This window comes from Actinomadura sp. NPDC049382 (genome assembly GCF_040677125.1).
Lineage (GTDB): Bacteria > Actinomycetota > Actinomycetes > Streptosporangiales > Streptosporangiaceae > Spirillospora > Spirillospora geliboluensis.
Map to the genome: position 1 here is coordinate 1 of NZ_JBFARO010000105.1, position 21,303 is coordinate 21,303.

Annotated in this window: 24 protein-coding genes and 1 pseudogene; 16 read left to right on the forward strand and 9 right to left on the reverse strand. The window is 72.8% G+C overall.

Annotated features, from left to right (window positions below; genetic code table 11):
• From AB0K34_RS36105 to AB0K34_RS36140, 8 genes are all read left to right on the forward strand, one after another.
• The coding region (locus AB0K34_RS36105) for a LuxR C-terminal-related transcriptional regulator (protein WP_364553328.1) at positions 1-2,288 on the forward strand (2,288 nt) is incomplete at its 5' end.
• A 166-nt stretch (positions 2,289-2,454) separates the two neighbouring features.
• The gene (locus tag AB0K34_RS36110) at positions 2,455-4,905 is read left to right on the forward strand and encodes a M4 family metallopeptidase (RefSeq protein ID WP_138635908.1); all 2,451 of its coding nucleotides are present in this window, start codon (positions 2,455-2,457) and stop codon (positions 4,903-4,905) included.
• A 117-nt stretch (positions 4,906-5,022) separates the two neighbouring features.
• The gene (locus tag AB0K34_RS36115; RefSeq protein ID WP_205719179.1) at positions 5,023-5,547 is read left to right on the forward strand and encodes a DUF488 domain-containing protein; all 525 of its coding nucleotides are present in this window, start codon (positions 5,023-5,025) and stop codon (positions 5,545-5,547) included.
• Between the two features lie 251 nt (positions 5,548-5,798).
• Positions 5,799-6,554 carry an SDR family oxidoreductase gene (locus tag AB0K34_RS36120; protein WP_138635906.1) on the forward strand — a complete coding sequence of 252 codons (756 nt, stop codon included), beginning with the start codon at positions 5,799-5,801 and terminating at the stop codon, positions 6,552-6,554.
• Between the two features lie 27 nt (positions 6,555-6,581).
• A complete protein-coding gene (locus AB0K34_RS36125) occupies positions 6,582-7,379 on the forward strand; it encodes a class I SAM-dependent methyltransferase (RefSeq protein ID WP_138635905.1) in 798 nt (265 codons plus the stop codon).
• Entirely contained in the window at positions 7,363-7,572 is a 210-nt protein-coding gene (locus tag AB0K34_RS36130; protein WP_138635904.1) for a hypothetical protein, read from the forward strand. Before AB0K34_RS36125 ends, AB0K34_RS36130 begins: the two co-directional genes overlap by 17 nt.
• Positions 7,569-9,314 (forward strand): ferritin-like domain-containing protein, encoded by a 1,746-nt coding sequence (locus AB0K34_RS36135; protein WP_138635903.1) that lies wholly within the window; start codon positions 7,569-7,571, stop codon positions 9,312-9,314. The genes AB0K34_RS36130 and AB0K34_RS36135 overlap by 4 nt, the downstream gene beginning before the upstream one ends.
• Entirely contained in the window at positions 9,311-10,528 is a 1,218-nt protein-coding gene (locus AB0K34_RS36140) for a low temperature requirement protein A (protein ID WP_240807418.1), read from the forward strand. Before AB0K34_RS36135 ends, AB0K34_RS36140 begins: the two co-directional genes overlap by 4 nt.
• Before the next feature lie 15 nt (positions 10,529-10,543).
• On the opposite strand, the gene AB0K34_RS36145 is transcribed toward AB0K34_RS36140, so the two are convergent.
• From AB0K34_RS36145 to AB0K34_RS36160, 4 genes and pseudogenes are all read right to left on the reverse strand, one after another.
• Positions 10,544-10,954, reverse strand: a complete 411-nt coding sequence (locus AB0K34_RS36145; RefSeq protein WP_205719178.1) for a cold-shock protein — start codon at positions 10,952-10,954, stop codon at positions 10,544-10,546.
• A gap of 149 nt (positions 10,955-11,103) precedes the next feature.
• Complete coding sequence (locus AB0K34_RS36150; RefSeq protein WP_364553331.1) at positions 11,104-12,228, reverse strand: FAD-dependent oxidoreductase; 1,125 nt, start codon at positions 12,226-12,228, stop codon at positions 11,104-11,106.
• A 257-nt stretch (positions 12,229-12,485) separates the two neighbouring features.
• Complete coding sequence (locus AB0K34_RS36155; RefSeq protein WP_240808615.1) at positions 12,486-12,692, reverse strand: hypothetical protein; 207 nt, start codon at positions 12,690-12,692, stop codon at positions 12,486-12,488.
• A 53-nt stretch (positions 12,693-12,745) separates the two neighbouring features.
• Positions 12,746-12,805: pseudogene (locus AB0K34_RS36160) on the reverse strand (hypothetical protein); the annotation flags it as partial.
• Positions 12,806-12,855: 50 nt separating this feature from the next.
• On the opposite strand from AB0K34_RS36160, the gene AB0K34_RS36165 reads away from it, so the two are divergent.
• Together AB0K34_RS36165 and AB0K34_RS36170 are read left to right on the forward strand one after the other, a co-directional pair.
• Entirely contained in the window at positions 12,856-13,038 is a 183-nt protein-coding gene (locus AB0K34_RS36165) for a hypothetical protein (protein ID WP_240808616.1), read from the forward strand.
• Between the two features lie 53 nt (positions 13,039-13,091).
• Positions 13,092-13,943, forward strand: coding sequence for an SAM-dependent methyltransferase (locus tag AB0K34_RS36170; RefSeq protein WP_240808617.1), 852 nt, complete (start codon positions 13,092-13,094; stop codon positions 13,941-13,943).
• A gap of 152 nt (positions 13,944-14,095) precedes the next feature.
• Here the strand turns inward: AB0K34_RS36170 and map are convergent, their stop codons facing one another.
• A complete protein-coding gene (gene map, locus AB0K34_RS36175; RefSeq protein ID WP_138642088.1) occupies positions 14,096-14,899 on the reverse strand; it encodes a type I methionyl aminopeptidase in 804 nt (267 codons plus the stop codon).
• Between the two features lie 90 nt (positions 14,900-14,989).
• Between map and AB0K34_RS36180 the strand changes: the two genes are divergently transcribed.
• Complete coding sequence (locus AB0K34_RS36180) at positions 14,990-15,259, forward strand: helix-turn-helix transcriptional regulator (protein ID WP_138642089.1); 270 nt, start codon at positions 14,990-14,992, stop codon at positions 15,257-15,259.
• Between the two features lie 97 nt (positions 15,260-15,356).
• On the opposite strand, the gene AB0K34_RS36185 is transcribed toward AB0K34_RS36180, so the two are convergent.
• Entirely contained in the window at positions 15,357-15,779 is a 423-nt protein-coding gene (locus tag AB0K34_RS36185) for a hypothetical protein (protein WP_364553333.1), read from the reverse strand.
• 553 nt (positions 15,780-16,332) lie between these two features.
• On the opposite strand from AB0K34_RS36185, the gene AB0K34_RS36190 reads away from it, so the two are divergent.
• Positions 16,333-17,157, forward strand: a complete 825-nt coding sequence (locus tag AB0K34_RS36190) for a helix-turn-helix transcriptional regulator (RefSeq protein ID WP_138641931.1) — start codon at positions 16,333-16,335, stop codon at positions 17,155-17,157.
• 2 nt (positions 17,158-17,159) lie between these two features.
• Entirely contained in the window at positions 17,160-17,522 is a 363-nt protein-coding gene (locus AB0K34_RS36195) for a DUF397 domain-containing protein (protein ID WP_138641930.1), read from the forward strand.
• Positions 17,523-17,805: 283 nt separating this feature from the next.
• Here AB0K34_RS36195 and AB0K34_RS36200 read toward each other — a convergent pair whose 3' ends face one another.
• A complete protein-coding gene (locus tag AB0K34_RS36200; RefSeq protein WP_171069492.1) occupies positions 17,806-18,621 on the reverse strand; it encodes an SDR family NAD(P)-dependent oxidoreductase in 816 nt (271 codons plus the stop codon).
• 87 nt (positions 18,622-18,708) lie between these two features.
• Here AB0K34_RS36200 and AB0K34_RS36205 point away from each other — a divergent pair, with 87 nt between their 5' ends.
• Entirely contained in the window at positions 18,709-19,272 is a 564-nt protein-coding gene (locus AB0K34_RS36205) for a TetR family transcriptional regulator (protein WP_205719721.1), read from the forward strand.
• A 13-nt stretch (positions 19,273-19,285) separates the two neighbouring features.
• Here the strand turns inward: AB0K34_RS36205 and AB0K34_RS36210 are convergent, their stop codons facing one another.
• Entirely contained in the window at positions 19,286-19,813 is a 528-nt protein-coding gene (locus tag AB0K34_RS36210; RefSeq protein ID WP_138641928.1) for a dihydrofolate reductase family protein, read from the reverse strand.
• Positions 19,814-19,935: 122 nt separating this feature from the next.
• Here AB0K34_RS36210 and AB0K34_RS36215 point away from each other — a divergent pair, with 122 nt between their 5' ends.
• Positions 19,936-20,403, forward strand: coding sequence for a PPOX class F420-dependent oxidoreductase (locus tag AB0K34_RS36215; RefSeq protein WP_138641927.1), 468 nt, complete (start codon positions 19,936-19,938; stop codon positions 20,401-20,403).
• A gap of 154 nt (positions 20,404-20,557) precedes the next feature.
• Here the strand turns inward: AB0K34_RS36215 and AB0K34_RS36220 are convergent, their stop codons facing one another.
• Positions 20,558-20,785, reverse strand: coding sequence for a hypothetical protein (locus tag AB0K34_RS36220; RefSeq protein WP_138640314.1), 228 nt, complete (start codon positions 20,783-20,785; stop codon positions 20,558-20,560).
• Between the two features lie 263 nt (positions 20,786-21,048).
• Between AB0K34_RS36220 and AB0K34_RS36225 the strand changes: the two genes are divergently transcribed.
• The gene (locus AB0K34_RS36225) at positions 21,049-21,252 is read left to right on the forward strand and encodes a cold-shock protein (protein ID WP_067460243.1); all 204 of its coding nucleotides are present in this window, start codon (positions 21,049-21,051) and stop codon (positions 21,250-21,252) included.
• Positions 21,253-21,303: the final 51 nt, after the last annotated feature.

Here is a 21,303-nt window from a genome sequence, read left to right on the forward strand (position 1 = left end):
CCTCGGTCCGGCCGGAGCCCGCGCCCGGCGAGCCGGGGGCGGGCGGCCGGTGGCGGGACGCGGCGGGCCTGTGCCCGGCGCCGGTGCTGGCGGTCCGGGTGCCGCCGATGTCGGCGGCGGAGCTGGCGGTGCTGCTCGGCGGCCGGTTCGGCCGGTCCTGGCCGCGCGCGCAGCTCGCCCGGATCCACGAGGTCAGTGGCGGCAACCCGTTCTTCGCGGTGGAGCTGGCGCGCAGCGTGCTGGAGCATCCGAGCGCCGCCGACCCGCCCATCCCGCAGAGCCTGTCGGTGCTGATCCGCAAGCGGCTGGCGGCGCTGTCCCCGGCCGTCCGGGAGGCGCTGCTGGTGGCGAGCGCGGCGAGCCGCCCGTCGGTGGAGCTGCTGCGCCGGACGGGCCGCGGCGACCTCGCGGAGGCCGAGCGGCGCGGCATCGTGGCGGTGGACGAGGCCGGGCAGATCCGCTTCACCCATCCGCTGCTGTCCGCCGCGATCTACGCCGAGGCTGAGCCCGTCGAGCGGAAGGCGGCGCACCGGGCGCTGTCCCAGGCGGTGCACGACCCGGTGGAGCGCGCCCTGCACCTGGCCCGGCTGACGTCCGGCCGGGACCGGCGCATCGCGGCGACGCTGGCGGAGGCCGCGGCGGTGGCGCGCCGCCGCGGCGGGCTGTCCACGGCCGCGCATCTCGGCGAGCTGGCCGCCGACCGCACCCCCGAGTCGGCGCGGGACGCCGCGGTCGGCCGGCGGCTCGGCGCCGCCGAGGACGCGGTCGCCGCGGGCGACTACCCGCTGGCCCGGCGGCTGGCCCGGCGCGTCCTGGAGACGACGGCCCGGCCGGACGAGCGGGTCCGGGCGTGGATCGTGGTGCTGGACTCCTCCGGGCAGGCGCTCGCCGAGGTGGAGGAGGTCTTCCCCAAGGCGATGGAGGACGCGCGCGGCGAGCCGCTGCTGCTCGCGCCGCTGCACTACCGGCTGAGCTGGCGGGCGTGGCTGGTGCGGGGCTCGGCGACGGCCGCGCACGTGCACGCCCGCCGGTCGGCCGAGCTGGCCGCCCTGGCGGGGGACCGCGGGACGGAGCTGTTCGCGCTGTCCAAGCAGGCGAGCATCGAGCTGTTCCTCGGGCACCCGGACGCCGAGCGGACGCTCCGCAGGGCGCTGGCGGAGCCGCAGGACCCGCAGGTGATGTGGCACCACAACGGGCCCGTCTACGTCAAGCACCGCCACCATCTGATGCACGACCGGGTCAGCGAGGCTCGCGCGGAGTTACGGGCGCTGATGTACAGCGTCCGCCAGCGCGGCGTGGTGGAGAGCCTGTGCCTGTGCCTGTACTGCATGACGCAGGTGGAGATCTACCAGGGGCGCTGCCGCCGGGCGCTCCGCCTGGCCGGGCAGAGCTTGGACCTCGCCGAGGACTCCGGGCTGAGCCAGGGGCCGTCCTGGTACGCGCTGGCGCTGGCGGAGGCCGCGGGCGGCGACCTCGGCCGGGCGCTGTCGGCGGCGGAGCAGGCGGTGCAGCACAGCGCCGACGACGGCGACCAGCTGTTCCTGCCGCGCGCCCTGCACGCGGAGGGGCTGGTCCGGCTGCAGCTCGGCGACGCGGGCGCGGCGGTGCGGGTGCTGGACCAGGTCCGCGCGCTGGAGACCGGGCAGGGGCTCGGCGACCCCGCGATGCGGCGCTGGCACGCCGACCTCGCCGACGCCCTCGTGGCCGCCGGCCGCGCCGGGGAGGCGGCCGAGCTGGTCGCCGGGACGCGGGCGCGGGCCGCCCGGCTGGGACGGCGCGGCGTGCTCGCCGTGCTGGAGCGTTCCGCGGCGCTCGTCCGCGCGGCCCAGGGCGATCTCGGCGCGGCCGAGGAGGGGCTGGAGCACGCGGCGGAGCTGCTCCAGGCCCTGCCCTACCGGCTGGAGGAGGGCCGCGCGTGGCTGGAGCTGGGCGTGCTGCGCGCCCGGCGGGACGACCCGGAGCGCGGCCGCGCGGCGCTGCTGCGGGCGCGCGGCGTCTTCGCCAAGGCCGAGGCGCGGCCCTGGCTGGCCCGCACCCAGGCCGAGCTGCAGCGGCTCGCCGCCGCCGGGCCGGTCCGGCGGGCGTCGGGCGACGACCCGCTCGGCGTGCTCACCGACGTCGAGCGCAGGGTGGCGGTCCTGGTGGCGGAGGGGGCCACGAACCGGGAGATCGCCGCCCGGCTGTTCCTCAGCATCAAGACGGTCGAGGCCGCGCTCACCCGGACGTTCCGCAAGCTCGGCGTCCGCTCCCGGGTCGACGTCGCGCGGCTCACCGTATCCGGCCGCTGATCCCCGGCCGCTGATCCCCGGCCGCGGGCCCGCCGGCTCCCGCACATAGGGATATCCCTATGCATTCTTCGCCAGGCTTACTAATGCGGACGAAGCTGCTCACACTCGCGCTTGTCAACCCCCCGTCACCACGGGCTCCCTTCAGTGGTGAAAGGACGTCCATCCCATGTCCCAACGGACAATCGCGATCGCCGCGTCGGCGGCGGCGCTGGTCGCCCTGACCGGCGTCGCCGTGGCCTCGCCGGCCGCGGCCACCCCGCAGGCCCCGCCCCGTCCGCACCAGCCCGCCGGGCCGTCCGCGTTCGCGGACGCGCCCTTCACGCTCAACCCGTCCCCGTCCGTCCGCAAGCGCGCCATCGCCAGGGCGCGGAAGGCCATCGCGGCGCACCCCGGCCGCGCGCACCGCGCCGGCGGGCACGAGTTCACCGCCCGGTCGGTCGTCGTCGACCGCGACGGGTCGGCCGACGTCCGGTTCGACCGCACCTACCGCGGGCTCCCCGTCTACGGCGGGGACCTCGTCGTGCACCTCAGGCCGGACGGCTCCTACGGCGCGCTGGAGACGGCGTCCGACACCGCCGGCGCGATCCGGACGACGCCCAAGGTGCGCGCCTCGGCCGCCGCCGGGATCGCCCGCACGCAGCTCAAGGGCACGGTCTCGGCGGTCTCGAAGCCGAAGCTGGCCATCAAGATGGAGGGCCGGTCCGCGGCGCTGGTCTGGCAGACCGTCGTGACCGGCGTCCGCGCCGACCGCACGCCCAGCAAGCTGCACGTGCTGGTGGACGCCCAGAAGGGCGGCGTCGTCCAGAGCGACGACGAGGTCTCCACGTTCGTGCCGTCCGGCGTCCGGACCGCCCCGGCCGCCACCACCCCGGCCACAGCCCTGACCCAGGGCACGGGCCACGGCATCTACGTCGGCACCGTCAACCTCGACCTGACACAGTCCGGCAGCACCTGGACGATGCGGGACCCCTCCCACGGCAACGGGTACACCACCAACCTGAACCACGCCACGTCCGGGACCGGCACCGTCTTCAGCAACTCCACCGGCGAGTTCGGCAACGGCAGCAACAGCGACCCGTCGTCGGCCGGAGTGGACGCGCACTACGGCGCCGCCATGACCTACGACTACTTCAAGAACGTCCACGACCGGAACGGCATCTTCGGCGACGGCAGCGGCGTCCCGTCCCGCACCCACTACGGCAACGCCTACGTCAACGCGTTCTGGGACGGCTCCCAGATGACCTACGGCGACGGTGAGGGCAACGCCAGGCCGCTGGTCGAGATCGACGTCGCCGGGCACGAGATGAGCCACGGCGTGAGCGGCGCCATCGTCGGCTGGGGCGAGAACGGCGAGACCGGCGGGATGAACGAGGGCACCAGCGACATCTTCGGGACGATGGTGGAGTTCTACGCCGACAACCCCGTGGACAAGCCCGACTACACCATGGGCGAGCTGATCGACATCTTCGGCAACGGCGACCCGCTGCGCTACATGTACAACCCGGCGCTGGACGGCCAGTCGCCGAACTGCTGGGACAGCGGCAACGGCGGGCTCGACCCGCACTACTCCATGGGCCCGCTGAACCACTGGTTCTTCCTGACCGCCGTGGGCAGCGGCGACCACGGCTACGGCAACAGCCCGACGTGCAACAACTCCACCGTCACCGGGATCGGCAACGACAAGGCCGCCAAGATCTGGTTCAAGGCCCTCGCGTCCTACGCCAACAGCAACGAGAACTACGCCGACGCCCGCGTCGACTCGCTGAAGGCCGCGGCCGACCTGTACGGCACGCACTGCACCGAGTACAACACCGTGATGGCCGCCTGGGCGGCGGTCAGCGTCACCGGCTCCGACCCCGTGCCCGGCGAGTGCCCCGGCCAGGGCGCCAACCCGAAGGTCACCAACCCCGGGAACCAGACCGGCACGGTCGGCACGGCCGTCAACCTCGCCGTGCAGGCCAGCGACCCGAACGGCGAGACGCTGAGCTACAGCGCGACCGGGCTGCCGGCCGGGCTGTCGATCAATGCCTCCAGCGGCGTGATCTCCGGGACCCCGACCACGGCGGGCTCCAGCACCGTCACGGTCACGGCGAAGAACACCTCGGGCCTCACCGGCACCGCGTCCTTCACCTGGACGGTCAACCCGCCCGGCGGTGGCTGCTCCGCGCCGGGCGACAAGGTGTCCAACGGCGGGTTCGAGAGCGGGACGTCGCCCTGGACCACCACCACGGGCGTCGTGTCGTCCAACAGCGACGGTGAGACCGCCCACTCCGGCACGCACTACGCCTGGCTCGACGGCTACGGCCGCACCCACACCGACTCGGCGGCGCAGTCGGTGACGATCCCGGCCGGGTGCAAGGCGACGCTGACGTACTACGTGCACATCGACACCGCGGAGACCACCGGCGTCACGGCCTATGACAACCTCACGGTAAAGGTCGGCGGCACCACGGTCGCCGCCTACTCCAACCTCGACGCCAACTCGGGGTACGTCCAGAAGAGCATCGACGTGTCCGCCTACGCGGGCCGGACCGTCACGCTCTCGTTCTCCGGCACGGAGGACGCCGCCCTGTACACGAGCTTCGTCATCGACGACGTGGCCGTGAACGCGAGCTGACCGACGCGTTCCCGCCGCCGGCCCTCATCCGGGGGCCGGCGGCGATCGAGAGCGGCCCGGACGCCCCGATGCGGCCGGCGGGGGTGTCCCGCCGGCCGCATCGGGCAGCCTGAGGGCGTGGAACCGCTGCTGACGTTCGGCCACGGCACGGCGGGGCGCGCGGAGCTGGCGCCCCTGCTGCGCGGCGCCGGGGTGCGGTCCGTCGTGGACGTCCGCACCGCGCCCGGCAGCCGCCGCAACCCCGACGTGCAGCGCGACGCCCTCGCGGAATGGCTGCCCGCCGAGGGCGTCGGCTACCGCTGGGACAAGCGCCTCGGCGGCTTCCGCCGCGCCGCGCCCGACAGCCCCGACAGGTTCTGGCGCAACGACTCCTTCCGCGGGTACGCCCGGCACACCCGCAGCCCCGAGTTCCTGGACGCGATGGACGAGTTGCTGCGCGAGGCCGGGCAGGCCCGCACGGCCGTCATGTGCAGCGAGTCGGTGTGGTGGCGCTGCCACCGCCGGCTCATCGCCGACTTCGCCGTCCTGGCGCGCGGCCGCCCCGTCCTGCACCTGGCCCACGACGGCCGCCTCACCGAGCATCCGCCCACGTCGGGCGCGCGCCTGCGGGAGGACGGCCGGCTCGTCTACGACGGGGAATGACCGGCCCCGGGCCCCGCGCGCCCGGGACCCCCGTGAGGCGGCCAGTGTCCCACCCTGGTGCCCCTGCCGGAGGCGGCGATGACAGTTGTCGGTGTCGGCCCGCCGGTCGCATGACCAGCGGGTCATACGGGACGGGACCTCCCGCATCGGAAAAAAGTTCGCGGGAACTGTCACGGGTGGGGGGTCCGCCTTGTCCTAGATGGCGGCCGGGCGGCGACCGCCGCCGCCCGGCGAACTGGAGGGGATCGAACATGAAGATCGTGGTCATCGGAGGCACCGGCCTGATCGGGTCGAAGGTCGTGGAGAGGCTGAGCGCGCGGGGGCACGAGGCGGTCGCGGCGGCGCCCAACACCGGGGTGAACACGCTGACCGGCGAGGGCCTCGCGGACGTGCTGGCGGGGGCGTCGGTGGTGGTCGACGTGGCGAACTCGCCGTCGTTCGAGGACAAGGCCGTGCTGGAGTTCTTCGAGACCTCGACCGGCAACCTGCTGGCCGCCGAGGAGGGCGCGGGCGTCGGCCACCATGTCGGGCTGTCGATCGTGGGCACCGAGCGGGAGCCGTCCCGCGGCTACTTCCGCGCGAAGCAGGCCCAGGAGGACCTGATCCGCAAGTCGCCGATCCCGTACTCGATCGTGCACGCCACGCAGTTCTTCGAGTTCACCCGGGGCATCGCCGACGACGCCACCGACGGCGGCACCGTGCGGATCGCGCCCGTGCAGTACCAGCCCATGGCCGGCGACGACGTCGCCGCGCGGGTCGCCGAGGTCGCGATGGGCGCCCCGCTGAACGGCCGGATCGAGATCGCCGGGCCGGAGCGGTTCCGGATGGACGAGTTCATCCGCGACGCGCTGGCCTACTGGAACGACCCGCGCGAGGTCGTCGCCGACCCGCACGCGCACTACTTCGGGGCCGAGGTCGAGGAGCGGAGCCTGGTCCCGCTCGGCGACGCCGTCCTCGGCTCGATCCGCTACGCCGACTGGCCCGGCCGCGACGCGGTGGCGAAGTAGGCACCGCCGGACGATCGGGGGAGTGCCATGACCGCAGCGGCGATGGTCGCCGAGTTCGATGACGTGGCGGAATGGACGGCCGAGGCGGTCGAGCTGCTCGGGGACCGGTACGCGATCCCGGCCGCCTGCCGCGGCAGCGCGAACCCGGCGGCGCTGGCCTGGCTCGCCGAGGCGTGCGAGCTGGCGCCCGGGACGACGCTGCTGGACGTCGGCGCCGGCGCGGGCGGCCCGGCGGCCTGGGCGGCGGAGCGGTTCGGCGTCCGGCCGGTGCTGCTGGAGCGGATGCCGGCCGCGTGCCGCGCGGCGGCCCGGCTGTTCGGGCTGCCGGTCGTGACCGCCGACGCGGCGCGGATCCCGCTGCGGACCGGGTCCGCCGACGCCGCCTGGTGCCTGGGCGTCCTGTGCACCGTCCAGGACAAGGCCGCGCTGCTCGGCGAGATCCACCGGGTGCTGGCCCCCGGCGCGTCGCTGGGGCTGCTGGTGACGGTCGCCCACGGCCCGGTGCTCGGCGCGGTCCCGGACGGCAACCACTTCCCCACCCAGCCGGAGCTCGCCGGACTGCTCGACGGGGCCGGGTTCGACCTCGTCGAGCAGATCGAGCGGCCCGGGTACGCGCCGCTGGCCTGGTCGCGCAGCGCCGCGGAGGTCGCCGCGCTCGTCGCCGCCCGGCACCGCGAGGAGCGGGCGTACGCGCTGGCCGCCCACCAGGGCGAGCGCTTCTCCCGCCTGCTCGCCTCCGGGCGGCTCTCCATGCAGCTCGTTCACGCCGTCGCCCGGCCCCGTGCGGCGCGGCCCCCAAGGAGGACACGTGACCTCAGCGAATGAGGACAAGAGTTTCGAGGTCGAACTGGAGATCGAGATCGAGGAGGAGCTGACCCTGGTCGAGTCGAGCCGCCCCGAGGAGGCGGCCGCCGCCCCCGTCGGCGAGTGGCTGTTCGACCCGGCCGACGCCGAGCGCGACGAGGTCGGCCTGCGCAACCTCCTCGGCGCCGTGGAGAAGTTGGAAGGCGACTCATGAGCCGGACGACCGCCCGTCCCGCACGGATCGCGACCCTGGAGAGCCTCCGCGAGCACCTGCAGTGGGCGATCGAGCTGGAGCACGCGACGCTGCCGCCGTACCTGTGCGCGCTGTACTCGCTCGACCCGGAGCGCAACCCCGAGGCCGTCCACGTGGTGGCGAGCGTGTTCGCCGAGGAGATGCTCCACCTGGCGCTCGCGGCGAACCTGCTCAACGCGGTCGGCGGCCGGCCCCGGCTGGACGCCCCGGAGATGCTCCCGCCGCACCCCCGGCCCCTGCCGCACGGCGACCGCTCCCTGGAACTGTCCCTGGTGCCGTTCGGCCCGGAGGCGATCGAGGCGTTCCTGCGGATCGAGAGGCCCGCACCGCCCGGTGCGCCGCCGGAGGACGACGCCTACGCGACGATCGGGCAGTTCTACGACGCGGTCGAGGAGGGGCTGCGCGGGCTGTGCGACCGGCTCGGCGAGGACGCGGTGTTCTCCGGCGACCCGGCCCGCCAGGTGACGTCCGCCCACTTCCGCAACAGCGCCGGGCGGCTGTTCGCGGTCACCGGCCTGACCTCGGCGCTGGCCGCGCTGGAGGAGATCGTCGAGCAGGGCGAGGGCACCGCGCGCGGTGAGGTCTGGGACGGCGACCGGGACGTCTTCCACCCCGAGCGGGACGAGGTCGCGCACTACTACCGGTTCCAGGAGCTGAAGGCGGGCCGGCGCTACCGGCGCGGCGACACCCCCGAGTCGGGGCCGACCGGCGAACCGGTCGCCGTGGACTTCGGCGGCGTCCGGCCGATGCGGCGCAACCCGCGCCTGGCCGACCATCCGCCGGGCAGCGAGATCCGCGCCGCCCAGGAGGAGTTCAACCGCACCTACTGCGGCATCCTGCACCTGCTCGAACTGGCCTTCGACGGCAGTCCGGGGATGCTGCCGGTCGCGGTCGGCACCATGTACGCGCTGAAGGCGCAGGCCGAGGCCCTGATGAGCATGCCGGACGAGGGCGGCACCACCGCCGGCCCCACCTTCGAGTACGTGCCGAAGGAGGCGCGCGGCTGGAGCAAAGGGGAGGAGCGGCGCGTCGTCGTGCTCCGCGACGGCCCGTACATCGTGTACGGCGGGATCCCGCTGCGCCGCAAGCGCAAGATCGTCTCGTCGGAGGGCGCCGCGCTGACCTGGCAGACGGGCGAGGACCTGCCCACCGAGGACGTGTACGCGCTGTGCCGCTGCGGCCGGTCGGGGTCCAAGCCGTTCTGCGACGGGACGCACGCCCTCGCCGGGTTCGACGGGACCGAGAGCGCCGGCCTCCGCCCCTACGCGGAGCTGCAGCACGTCCACGACGGGGTCGGCATCTCGGCGCAGCGGGTCGGGGAGCTGTGCATCCACGCCGCGTTCTGCATCGGCCGCACCCGGCCGATCGCCGAGATGCTCGCCGACACCGCCGACAGCGACGTCCGCGCCGAGATCATGGGGCGGATCGACCACTGCCCGTCCGGCTCCTACAGCTACGCCCTGCGGCGCGGCGGCGAGACGATCGAGGCCGACCTGCCGCAGGCGGTCTCCGTCCTCGCCGAGGAGGACGGCCTGGCGAGCGCGCTGTGGGTCACCGGCCGGGTGCCGGTCATGCGGTCGGACGGCCTGCCGCTGGAGACCCGCAACCGAGTGACGCTGTGCCGCTGCGGCCACTCGGAGAACAAGCCGCTGTGCGACGGCACCCACCGGGAGATCGGCTTCCGCGATGAGAACGCGCCGTGACTCCGCCGCACCGTGACGCGGCCGCGCCGCACCCGGAGTCCGGGATCCGGATCCGGGTGCGGATGCGGGCGCGCCCGATCGACGAGCCGCACCGGGCCGCGAGCCCGCTGGAGCTGCTGTTCGACCTGACGTTCGTGGTCGCGGTCGCGGCGGTCACCGCGCAGCTGGCGCACGAGATCGCGGCGGGGCGCGCGGCGGCCGGGGTCGTCCCGTTCCTCCTGGTCTTCTTCGCGATCTGGTGGGCGTGGATGAACTTCACCTGGTTCGCCTCGTCCTACGACACCGACGACGTGGCCTACCGGCTGCTGACCATGGTGCAGATGGCGGGCGTGCTGGTGCTCGCCGCCGGGGTGCCGGCGGCGGCGGACCACGACGACTGGCGCGGCGTCACGCTCGGCTACTTCATCATGCGGATCGGGCTCGTCACGCAATGGGTGCGGGCCGGGATCGAGGACCCGGACGGCCGCCGCACCGCGTTCCGGTACGCGGGCGGCATGATCGCGCTGCAGGTGGGCTGGATCGTGCGCCAGGCGGCCGCGGAGACCGGCGCTCTGCCGCCGTCCGCGCACGTCCCGGTCTTCCTGGTGCTGGCCGCGCTGGAGCTGGCCGTGCCGGCGTGGGCGGAGCGGGCCGCGCCCACCACCTGGCATCCGCACCACATCGCCGAGCGCTACGGGCTCTTCACGATCATCCTGCTGGGGGAGAGCGTCCTCGCCGCGACCCGGGGCGTCGCGGGGGCGCTGGCGGAGTCGGAGGTCAGCAGCCCGTTCCTGGTGATCGCGGTGTCCGGCCTGGTGGTGCTGTTCGCCCTGTGGTGGCTGTACTTCCTCGCCCCGGCGGGCGCGGGGCTGCGCGACCGGCGGCACCGCTCCTTCCTGTGGGGCTACGGCCACTACGGGATCTTCGCCGCGCTCGCGGCGCTCGGCGCCGGGCTGGAGGTCGCGGTCGAGCAGACCGGGCACCACGTGGCGGCGTCGCCGATGGCGATCTGCTACGCGGTCGCCGTCCCGGTGGGCGTGTTCCTCGCCCTGCTGTGGCTGGTGCACGCGCTGATCGCGTCGCCGCCGCTGGCCCACCCGGGCGCGGTGGCGGGGTGCGCCGCGGCCGTGCTGCTGCTCCCGCTGGCGGCGCCGCAGATCGGCGTGGCCGCCGTGGTCGCCGGGATCGCGGTGCTGTGCGTGCTGCTGACCGCCGTCACGATCGCGTCCCGCTGACCGGCGAGGGGAGGGTCAGTCCTCGCTCCAGCCGTGCTTGCGGGCGAAGGTCAGCAGGCTCTCGCGCAGCCGGACCAGGTGGGCGCCGGTCAGCTCGGGCACGCTGTCGAGGATCAGCTCGGTCAGCTCGATGCGCAGTTCCGTCGTGGTGAGGACGTCGCAGAGGACCTCGTCGTCGGACGGGACGATCCGCCCCCCGCCGCCGGCCGCGGGCGCGCGGTCGCCGATGACGCTGACGTCGAACGCCTTCAGCCCCCGCTCGCCGTCGATGAGCTCGTATTCGACCGAGGTCCCGGTGGCGATCAGCGTTTTGTCGTCGTTCAGATCATTCACATGGACGAAGACATCGGGACCGCCCTCGTCGGGCGTGATGAATCCGTAGCCGCGAACCTCATCGAACCGCGCGATCTTTCCCACATGCACCACGACAGCATCCTTCACCGAACGCACCTGCACCATCGTCCACCGAAATGCGCGGAGGGATCTCCATCGCGCCGCGTCGTCCCGGCCTTCGCCTCCAGGGTATCCAACGCGCCCCCCGCCGCGTGCGGAAGCGAAATCGCGCGATCCCGCGCTTACCGGGCCGCCTTCGGGGCGGCGCGGTCCGGGCGGTAGGGGGCGAGGGCGGGTTCGCCGCCGCGCAGGTCCGCGGCGATCAGGTCGGCGAGGTGCGGGCCCAGGGTCATGCCGCTGTGGGTGACGGCGGTGTAGAGGCCGGGCAGGTGCGGGCCGACGAGCGGGTACCCGTCGGCGGGCAGCGGCCGGACGCACCGGTGGACCGCCTCCACGCGGGCGGTGAGCGCGGGGATCAGCGTGCGGGCGCGGTCGAGGAGTTCGGCGGCCCGGCGGTCGAGGTCGGCCGCGGGGGTGCCGAGGTCGGTGGCGTCGTCCAGGTCGGCGGCCTCCAGCACCAGCCCGCCGCCGGGGACGGGGCGCAGGTCGACGCCGGGGGAGTGGACGACGCCGTTGAGCAGGGCGGGGGCGGGGCCGGTGACGGCGGTGAGGCCGGGCGCCGCGGACCCGGGCGCCTCGGCGTCGACCAGGGGGAGGGCGAGGCCGGCGGTCGCGAGCAGCGCGGGGGAGTGCCGCCCCGCCGCGCAGACGGTGAGGTCGGCGTCCAGGTCGTCGCCGGTGCCGAGGCGGACGCCGGTGACCCGGTCGCCGCGCAGGTTGAGGCGGGTGGCGGCCGTCCCGGTGATCAGCTGCGCTCCGGCCGAGCGTGCGCGGCCGATGAGGGCCGCCACCGCGTCCGGGCCGTGCACGTGGCCCTCGCCGGGGTAGTGCCCGATGACGGCGCCGGCGGTGGGCGGACGCAGGGCCGGTTCGAGTTCGCGCAGCCGGCCGGCGGTGATCGGCGCGGCCGGGTAGCCGAGCGCGGCCAGCCGCGCGACCCGGTCGGCCAGCCGCTCCTTGGCGGGGTCGTCGGTGGCCCACGCGGTGTTGCCCGCGATGCGGAACCAGTCGGGGTCGCCGAACTCCCCGGCGAGCCGCCGCCAGGCGCCGAGGGCGGCGACGCGCAGGGAGTGGTAGGCGGGGTCGCCGGGGTCGTTGGCGTTGAGCCAGGCGAAGCTCGCGCCCGAGGTGCCCGCGCCGGGCCGGTCCCGCTCGACCAGCGTCACCTCGGCGTCGCCCGCCCCGCGGGTCAGCCGGTCGGCCAGCGCGGCGCCGATGATCCCGCCGCCGACGATGACGATGCGCATGCGTCAAGGATCGCAGGCCCCGCCGCGGGCGGCCAGACCCCGAGGACCATTCCGCGGCCGGTGTCCCGCGGGCGGGACAAAGCCGCAGAAACGCCAATGGAGATGCATCGGCGCCGCCTACGGTATGCCATACGCATTTGCTGCTCCGGCGGCGCATAAGGCATCGCTGAACCGCTTTGTAAGATTAACCGCCATTTCCGAAAGCGTTGCGCGTTGCGCGCCGAAGATGGCGTCCACATTTCCACCGATCGGTCTATTTACGGACGTTCCCGAGCCCGTTTGTGGGCGCGCGGCAGCGGGACGGACGCCCGCCCTTGGACGCCGGTGTTGGAGACGGCGCCGATCCCCTCGACCGTGAGGGTGACGACGTCGCCGGGCGTGAGCGGCGGCGGGTCCTGGGAGCCGGCCCGGCCCCACAGCTCGGCGAGGCAGCCGCCGTTGCGCACGTCCCGGAGCCGAGCCACGGCCCGAGGGTGGTGGCGGAGTCCTTGCCCTTGCACGGCCCGAGACCGACCCGCATCTTGCGGTACTGCATGTCCCGCGCCGACCAGTCGTTGAAGACCGTGTAGCCGGCGATGCGGTCGCGGGCCTGGGCGGGCGTGAGGTCGGCGCCGCCTCGCCGAACTGATGGCCTCGGTCGCGGACGTCCGCGTCCTGCCGTGCCCGTCCGAGGCGGTGCCCGTCCAGGAGGCGCTCTGGTGGCACCTGGTGCACACCCAGGACGCCGCTCACATCTGGCTACGCGAGACCGCCGCCCGCGTCGCCGCCGGCCTCGGCGTATCCCGGGCGGATGATCGTGATGCGAGCTAGCATGTCGGCAAAGATCGGTTAAGTCGGATACACGTGAATTAGGTGGGGTTCTGGTGGCGGAGAGCGAACCGCGTTCGGACTGGCCCGGCGAGCGCGCACCGTCCCTGGACCTGCGGACCGACGTCCCCCACTCGGCCCGCATGTACGACTACTACCTGGGCGGCAAGGACAACTTCGCGGCCGACCGCGACGCCGCCGCCAAGGTCCTGCAGATCTTCCCCGACGTCGCCACCGGCGCCCGCGCCAACCGCCGCTTCCTCGGCCGCGCGGTCCGGCTCGCGGCGGACCTCGGCATCCGCCAGTACCTCGACATCGGCACCGGCATCCCGGCGTCCGACAACACCCACGAGGTCGCCCAGTCCGTCGCCCCCGACTCCCGCGTGGTCTACGTCGACAACGACCCCATCGTCCTGACGCACGCGCGCGCCCTGCTCGCCGGCAGCCCCGAGGGCCGCACCGCCTACCTGGACGCCGACTTCCGCGACCACGAGAAGATCCTCGGCGCCGCCGAGACCCGCGCCCTGATCGACTTCACGCAGCCCGTGGCCCTGCTCACCGTCGCCCTCCTGCACTTCATCCCGGACGAGGACGGACCGGGCGACATCCTGGAGCGCTACAAGGCCGCCATGCCGCCCGGCAGCGTGATGATCTTCTCCCACTCGACCACCGACCTCGTGGAGGACCCGGACGAGGCCGCGGCCGTGGTCCGCACCTACCGCGCCGGGGGCGTGAACCTGACCCCGCGCTCCCGCGACCGCGTCACCGAGTTCTTCACCGGCTGGGACCTTCTCGACCCGGGCGTCGTCCCCGTCACCGACTGGCGCCCCGACGGCAACCCCCACGACGCGGCCCTGACCCAGGCCCAGGCCGGCGCCTTCGGCGGTGTGGCCGTCAAACCCGCCTGACCGCACCCGTCCTCACATCGGGCATGGAAGCGGCCTGGTGCACCGTGCGGGTGCACCAGGCCGCCTTTTCACGGCCGGGTAGGCGGGCGAGATCTTCGCCGCCCGCGCGACGTCCGCGATCGGCGGTCGGCGCCCTGCTCGCCGTCGAAGCGTCAGGAGGGGAGGTCTGCTTTGCCCGCGGGGCGCTCCGACTCGCGCCGGGTGAGGACGAGGGGGCCGTCCTCGGTGATGGCCACCGTGTGCTCGGAGTGGGCCGTGCGCGAGCCGTCGGCCGACCGGATGGTCCAGCCGTCGGGGTCGTAGACGATCCGGTCGGTGGTGCGGGCGAACCACGGTTCGAGCGCCAGGGTCAGGCCCGGCCGGAGCGTGAGGCCGCGACCGGCCTTGCCCTTGTTCGACACGTGCGGGCCCTCGTGCATCGTCCGGCCGAGGCCGTGGCCGCCGAACTCGTCGTTCACCGGGTAGCCGTAGGCGCCGGCCACCGCCGAGATCGCCGCCGAGATGTCGCCCAGCCGGTTGCCCGGCCGCGCCGTCTCGATCGCCGCCTCCAGGGCCTCCTCGGTGGCGCGGATGAGGCGCAGGTCCTCGTCGGCGGGGGTCCCGACGACGACCGTGCACGCCGAGTCGGCCACCCAGCCGTCGATGCTGACCGCGATGTCCGCGCTGAGGACGTCCCCGTCGCGCAGCGTGTAGTCATGGGGGAGGCCGTGCAGGACGGCGTCGTTGACCGACAGGCAGATGACGTTGCGGAACGGGCCGTTGCCGAAGGAGGGCGCGTAGTCCCAGTAGCACGACTCGGCGCCGCGCTGCTTGATCATGGCGCGCGCGTGGTGCTCCAGGTCCAGCAGGTTGACGTCCACCGCGGCGAGCCGGCTGACCTCCGAGAGCACCTCGGCGACGAAGCGGCCGGTCACGTGCATGCGCTCGATCTCCGCGGGCGTCTTCAGTTCGATCACGAGTACCTCACGTCCAGGGAATTCCGGTATTACTATACCGCGCGACTGTAGCGCTTGACGGTATAGAAATACCACTCCTATCCTGGGGCCATGGTCCGCCAACCGCTCACGCCCGAACAGATCGAAGCAGGCAGGCGCCTCGGCGCCCTGCTGCGCAAGGCGCGGGCCGGACGCGACCTCGCCGACGTCGCGCTCGCGGCCGGCATCTCGCCGGAGACCCTGCGCAAGATCGAGACCGGCCGCCTGCCCACCCCCGGCTTCGGCACGATCGTCCGCCTCGGCGAGGCCCTCGACATCCCGGTGCAGGACCTGGCCGCCACCTGGCGCGGCACCGACCTCCCCCTGGAAGCCGTCTCCTAGCCGCCTGATTCCCCCGTGCGCTGAGCCCGTGAATAAGGAAGCCGCGCGGCGGGGGAGGGGCGGGAGGAACCTCCACCGCCGCGCGGCGGCTTGTGGGTCAGCGGCGGGCGCGGGCGTTGGCGATGGTCTCGATGAGGGATTCGGGGTCAGGGGCGCTGACGATCTGCCATTGCGTCCCGCCGGGGACGAGCGCCCACCACTCCTCCGTGTGAGAGCCCCACCAGCAGATGACGCCGGAGCGGTCTTGCAGATCCGCGATGGTCTTCGCGTGGGGCTGGTCCGGGTGGGGGCGGGGGAGGGCGCGCTGCTCGCCGGTGGTCTCGCGCCGGTGGGTCTTGGCCGCGAGGACGGCGGCCACGTACGGGGTGAGGATCCGGGTGATCTGCTCGGCCGCGTGGACCGGCTTGGTGTGCGGAGCAAGGTCCTCGCCCGCGCTCGACCGGTACCACCAGATGCCGGGCGTTCCTCCGGGGACGAGCGTGATGCTCTCCCCGAAGTCCGGGACGGCCGGGTCGAACACGCGTAGGAGCGGGTGCGGGCCGTCGTAGCGCGGGACGGCCTTCCATCCTTCGCGAATGACTTCTTGGGCAAGTCGGTCAAGGTGGACCGTAATAGAAGAAGTCGGTGCGCCGGCGTTCAGATTCTTCGGTTCGATCCACCGCATTACCATTGCACCCACTTAGTGGGTTCGGAGCTCCGGTGGATGGACGCGCGACTGAGTTCGTCTAGGAGCGCCCTACGGAGTTCTTCTGCGGTGTTACGTACAACGGTCGGATCTACACCGGCCTTAGGGTCGTGCAGAGTGGCGACCCAGTCGCCGAGCATTCCGTCGTAGCGTGTCGCACGCCAGATTCGGTGGCCCTGGAAGTCCTTGCAGAGCCGGGCCAACGCCTGGTCAGCGGGGTTGACGGGGGTGTCCATGATCGTTTGAACTTTCGGTGCGATTTCTCTCCGTTACCGCTCCCAATCTTCCTGTGATCGGGTTATCTTCTGGAAGAGCAAGAAGCCCACGGATGGAAGTCCTCGGGCTTTGTTAGAAAGTAGCCCCCGCTTTCGAATCCCCGGAGGTTCTCGTGCCCCGTCGTCCCCGCGATCCCGGCATCCCGTCCTCGCCGACCGAGTACTTCGGTGTGGAATTGCGAACTTATCGGGAAGCGCCCGGTTTGTCTCGCCCTCAGCTTGCGGAGAAGCTCGGTTACACGCCCCAGTGGATCGGGCAGATCGAGTCAGGCAAGAGTGCGCCCTCCGAAGACTTCGCCAACGACTGCGACTCCTTCTTCGAGACAAACGGGGTGTTCCACCGCATGTGGAAGTGGAACCAGCAGCTGGAACGCATCCAGGTCGTGCCGCCAGGGTTCCGTCCCTTCATCGAGATCGAGCCGGACGCGACCTACATGCGTATCTTCGAACCGCTGCTCATCCCCGGCCTGCTCCAGACGGAGGAGTACGCCAGCAAGGTGCTCGAAGTGGGACACCGGAAAGAGAAGGTGGAAGAACTCCTAGCCGCGAGGATGGCGAGACGAGCGATCTTGGAGAAGGAGCAGCCGCCCTGGTTGCTGATCATGCTTAGCGAGATCGCCGTCAGGAGCATCGCAGCGGGGCCGGAGGTGATGCGCGGGCAGCTTGAGTACCTTCTCGACCTGGCTCAACTGCCTCACGTCACGCTTCAGGTCGTCCCAGCCGGTGCGCCCGTCTTCCAGGCGGGTGAGATCATCCTCCTGAGCTTTGCCGACCGTCCAGACGTTGCCTTCGCCGATGCGGCCGGCGGCCACGGCCGGTTGATCGAAGGCTCGCATGATGTTGAGGAGCTTGTCGTAGTCTTCGATCAAGTGAGAGCGTCGGCGTTGCCGGCCGAAGAGTCAGAGCGCCTCATCAGAAGAGTCATCGAGGAGTTGTGAAGATGTGGGACGTTGACGTCACCCGCTGGCGCAAGAGCAGTCACAGCGATTCTTCTGGGGGCTCCTGCGTGGAAGTCGGCTCAGTCGCGGCGGTGAAGCTTGCGCAGTGGCAGAAGAGCAGCCACAGCGACTCATCGGGGGCGGAGTGCGTGGAGGTTGCGGCTGTGAGCCCCATCAATGAGCAGTGGCGTAAGAGCAGCCGTAGTACGGGCACCGGGGACCAGTGCGTGGAGGTGGCCGATTTGGCGGCGGCGGTGGCGGTGCGGGATTCCAAGGACCCGGACGGGCCGAAGTTGGTCTTGGGTTCGGACGCGTGGCGAGCGTTCGCGTCGCGAGTGAAGACCGGCGGCCTCGATCTGGCCTGAGCCCTGAACGACCCAGAGCCTTCGCCCAACCGAACGGGCCGAAGCGGGTGTTCGGTCCGTCCACGTGGTGGGCGTTCGTAACGCAGATCAACACCGGCGGCCTCGACCTGGCCTGTGCCCCCGAAAGACCCAGAGCCCTCGGCCCGACTGGAAGTCACGGGCCGGGGGCTCCGTGCGTGAGACCTCCGCACGGGCTCGCTCGCTTTCTAGATCATTGACCAGCGTGAAGTCGTCGTGCTCGCGCGTCGCGACGGCGTTGCCGACGCGGCACTCGACGGTCGGGTCAGAGGCCGTTCTCGACCGCCGCCGCCAGGCGTGCGGCGTCCTTCTCGTCATGGCCCCCGATGGTGAGCGGGCGCCTCTTCGCACCACGGAAGGCGGCCCTTCCCGGGGACGGGGCGTCGATGATGCCGATGATCGGGCGGACGGCGGCATCGGGGCGCTGGCCGAGCAGCTTCCCGAGGACCGCGGCGCCGACCTTCATGGCCGTCCCGACGTCGCCCGCGAAGCTCGACCGGACGATCCGCGCGGGACCCCACGTCACGTAGGCCAGGCCCGGGTTCGCGTCGGTCGCGAGGATGCCGAGCAGCTCGTTGGCCCGGCGCTGCTGTGCGTTGGACCGCGCGAACGTGAACCCCTCCGTCATCTCAAGGTCGTCGAAGTCGATGGCGTCCGCCCGCGCGCCGGGAACGGCGGTGTTCACGATGACCGGACGGTCGGCCGCGCCGAGCTGCGCGGCGAGACCGGTCACGAACACGAACTTGGACACGAAGAACAGCACCCATGACGCCTCGCGCCCCTCGGCCGTGGTGTGCCGGCGCTGCCGGACGAACGATGCCGCGAGGACCAGCGCGTCGATCCGCTCGTAACCGGCCCGCAGGTGCTCGACCACGCGGCGGCTCTCGGCGACCGACGACAGGTCGGCCGCGACGAACTCCGCCCGCGCCGCGAGGTCGCCGCCCGCCGCGCCGGTGACCAGCGCGTCGAACTTGACGCGGCTCCGACCGACCACCACGACGCGGTCGCCCGCCTCCAGGTAGTGGCGCGCCAGGGCCGCTCCCATGCCGTCGGTGCCGCCCGTGATCACGATCGTCCGCACTGCCCGCCCCCCACTGTTCCGGAACATATGTTCCGCTTGAGGCTGGCACTAACCAGAACACGTGTTCCGGATCGCTAGGGTGTGGGGGTGGCAGCGGATCGGAGGCGGCGGCGGGACGCCGTCGAGAACAGGGAGCGGATCCTGGCGGCGGCGGAGCACGCCTTCCGGGAGCGCGGCATGGCCGTGGACATGCGCGCCGTCGCGGCGGCGGCCGGGGTCGGCGTCGGCACCCTCTACCGGCATTTCCCCACCCGCGAGCACCTCGTCCACGCCGTGACGGGCACCGATCCCGCCGACCTCGCCGAGGCGTCCCTCCCCGAGGGCATGCCCGCGATCGCCGCCCTCCGCGCGTTCTTCACCGCGGCGATGGCCCGGCTCACCGGCAACCAGGCGATGCTCGACCTGCTCACCGCCGGGTCGCCGGCGGACGAGGACCTCCGGCGGTGCATCGAGCACCTCACCAGGGTCGGCCAGGAGGCCGTCGACCGCTCCCGCACCACCGACCGCACCCTCGCCCCTGACGTGACCGCCCGCGACATCGCCTACCAACTGCTCGGGCTCGTCCGCATCGCGCCGCTGATCCCCGACTCCGAACCCGACGCGGTCGGGCATCACGTGGAGCTCGCCCTGCGTGGCCTCGCGGCGCGGTAGCGGCGCCGGGACGTCAATACGCGACGCGGTACCAGTGCGCGGACTCGCCCGCGAGCGGCTCCAGCCGCACCTGCTCGCCGCCGGGGTTGTCGAACAGCGGCACCCCGTCCCCGAGGAGCACCGGGGCGACGAAGACGAGCACCTCGTCCAACACCTTCGCTTCGATGCACTGCCTGGCGACGTCCGCGCCCAGGACGTTGACGTAGCGGTCCCCGGCGGCGGCCTTGGCCTCCGCGACCGCCGTCCCGAGGTCGCCGGCGAACGTGACGCCCGGCACGGGCTCGGCGGGCGGCCGGTGCGTCAGGACGACCACCGGCCCCTCGTACCGGCCGCCGAACGCGCCTTCCTTGTCGGTGCCCTTGTTCGGGTCGTCGCCGCCGAAGGTGCGGTTGCCGACGAGAAGGGCGCCGATCTGCTGGAGCAGGTGCTCGGCGGTCGGGTTCGGTTCGCCGAGGTGCTCGGTCAGCCAGGATATGTCCCCGCCCGGCCCGGCGATGAAGCCGTCGAGCGACATCGTCGCCGAGTACAGCAGCTTGGCCACAGCTCTTCCTTCCGTCGCGTCCTGGAGAGGAGACTTTCCCCGAACCCGAGAATCATCGGGATCAGGCCAGCGTCGACGCGACGGCGTGCCGCGCGAGGGGCGGTGCGGGAACGGGGGCTGCTGTGGCGGTGCGGCGCTGGACGCCCGTGTACTGGGCACTCGACCGCGTCCGGCACTCCTCGGCGCGACGGGTGGACGCGGCGCAGGCGTCCCGCTTCGCGGGGCTGCGCGGGCACGGGACCGTCCTGGTCGTGACGTTCCGCCGCGACGGGACCGCGGTGCCCACCCCGCTGTCGTGCGTCATGCAGGACGGGCGCCTGCTGGCGAGCACCGCGCCCGACTCCGGGAAGGTCAAGCGGATCCGCCGCGACCCCCGCGCCCTCGTGGCGCCGGCGACCGTGCGCGGCAGGCCCGTCGGCCCGGCCGTGGCGGCGGCCGCGCGGATCCTGGAGGGCGGCGACGCCGAGCGCGCCGAGCGGATCCTCGCCGGACGGTTCGGCATGGCGCGTCGCCTCTACCGGCGGATCATCGGCGTGCGTCCCGGCGAGACCGCCTACCTGGAGTTCACGCCCGGCGACCGCCGTCCGTGATCGCCGGTGCACCGGGCCGTGCACCGCCGTCGGGTCCGCCGGCGCACCGAGCGCCGCGTGCGCCTCTCACCGCCCGGTGGGGCACTCACCGGATCGGGGCATGGTGCCGGGCCCGGTGGGCGCGGTGCGCGCCGCCCGGGCGGGCCGGGGCGGGTCAGAGCTTGAAGAGCTTGGCGAAGGGAGCCAGGATCTTCACCTTCTGCGTCCCGAAGTCGACGAGGACCGAGCGGCCGTCGTGGACTTCCAGGATGGTGCCGAGGCCGTACTTGTCGTGCGTCACCCGGTCGTCAGGAGCGAAGACCTTCGCGGGCGGCGCGGCGGGCGGGGGCTTGAAGGGACTGGTGGGCAGGTGTCGCCGTCTGGCTGGTTCGGTGGGTTTCATCACCTGCAAGTATGCGCTCGCCAGGACGATGACGGGGGGCTGTTCGTAAGCTGATATCGAAATCACAGTGAATCCTTGATTCAGGAGACGCCCTCCGGGCATGTGGTACGGTCGGTGTAGTTGCGGTTCCCAAGACATGTGCATGCGCCTGCGGATCAACTTCAGCAGGCGCATTTTTTGTTGTTCTGGATCTTCCGGATGGGCCATCGCGACGTCCCCGCTCGCGCACGGTGCGCGAACGGGACCGAGCAGAGGAGATCGACATGGCCACCGGTACCGTCAAGTGGTTCAACGCGGAAAAGGGCTTCGGCTTCATCGAGCAGGACGGCGGCGGCGCCGACGTCTTCGCCCACTACTCCAACATCGCGGCCCAGGGCTTCCGTGAGCTGCAGGAGGGCCAGAAGGTGTCCTTCGACGTCACGCAGGGCCAGAAGGGCCTGCAGGCCGAGAACATCGTCCCGGCCTGACCGCCGGCCGCGCGGCGGACGGCCTCCCGGGGCCCGTCCGCCGCGCGAGGC

Excerpts from the sequence above, each read along its gene's own strand:
- AB0K34_RS36180 (WP_138642089.1), top strand. The coding sequence starts at position 14,990 with ATGGTCCGCCAACCGCTCACGCCCGAACAGATCGAAGCAGGCAGGCGC.
- AB0K34_RS36195 (WP_138641930.1), top strand. The coding sequence starts at position 17,160 with ATGTGGGACGTTGACGTCACCCGCTGGCGCAAGAGCAGTCACAGCGAT.
- AB0K34_RS36135 (WP_138635903.1), top strand. The coding sequence starts at position 7,569 with ATGAGCCGGACGACCGCCCGTCCCGCACGGATCGCGACCCTGGAGAGC.
- AB0K34_RS36120 (WP_138635906.1), top strand. The coding sequence starts at position 5,799 with ATGAAGATCGTGGTCATCGGAGGCACCGGCCTGATCGGGTCGAAGGTC.
- AB0K34_RS36110 (WP_138635908.1), top strand. The coding sequence starts at position 2,455 with ATGTCCCAACGGACAATCGCGATCGCCGCGTCGGCGGCGGCGCTGGTC.
- AB0K34_RS36225 (WP_067460243.1), top strand. The coding sequence starts at position 21,049 with ATGGCCACCGGTACCGTCAAGTGGTTCAACGCGGAAAAGGGCTTCGGC.
- AB0K34_RS36150 (WP_364553331.1), bottom strand. The coding sequence starts at position 12,228 with ATGCGCATCGTCATCGTCGGCGGCGGGATCATCGGCGCCGCGCTGGCC.
- AB0K34_RS36165 (WP_240808616.1), top strand. The coding sequence starts at position 12,856 with ATGGCCTCGGTCGCGGACGTCCGCGTCCTGCCGTGCCCGTCCGAGGCG.
- AB0K34_RS36125 (WP_138635905.1), top strand. The coding sequence starts at position 6,582 with ATGACCGCAGCGGCGATGGTCGCCGAGTTCGATGACGTGGCGGAATGG.
- AB0K34_RS36220 (WP_138640314.1), bottom strand. The coding sequence starts at position 20,785 with ATGAAACCCACCGAACCAGCCAGACGGCGACACCTGCCCACCAGTCCC.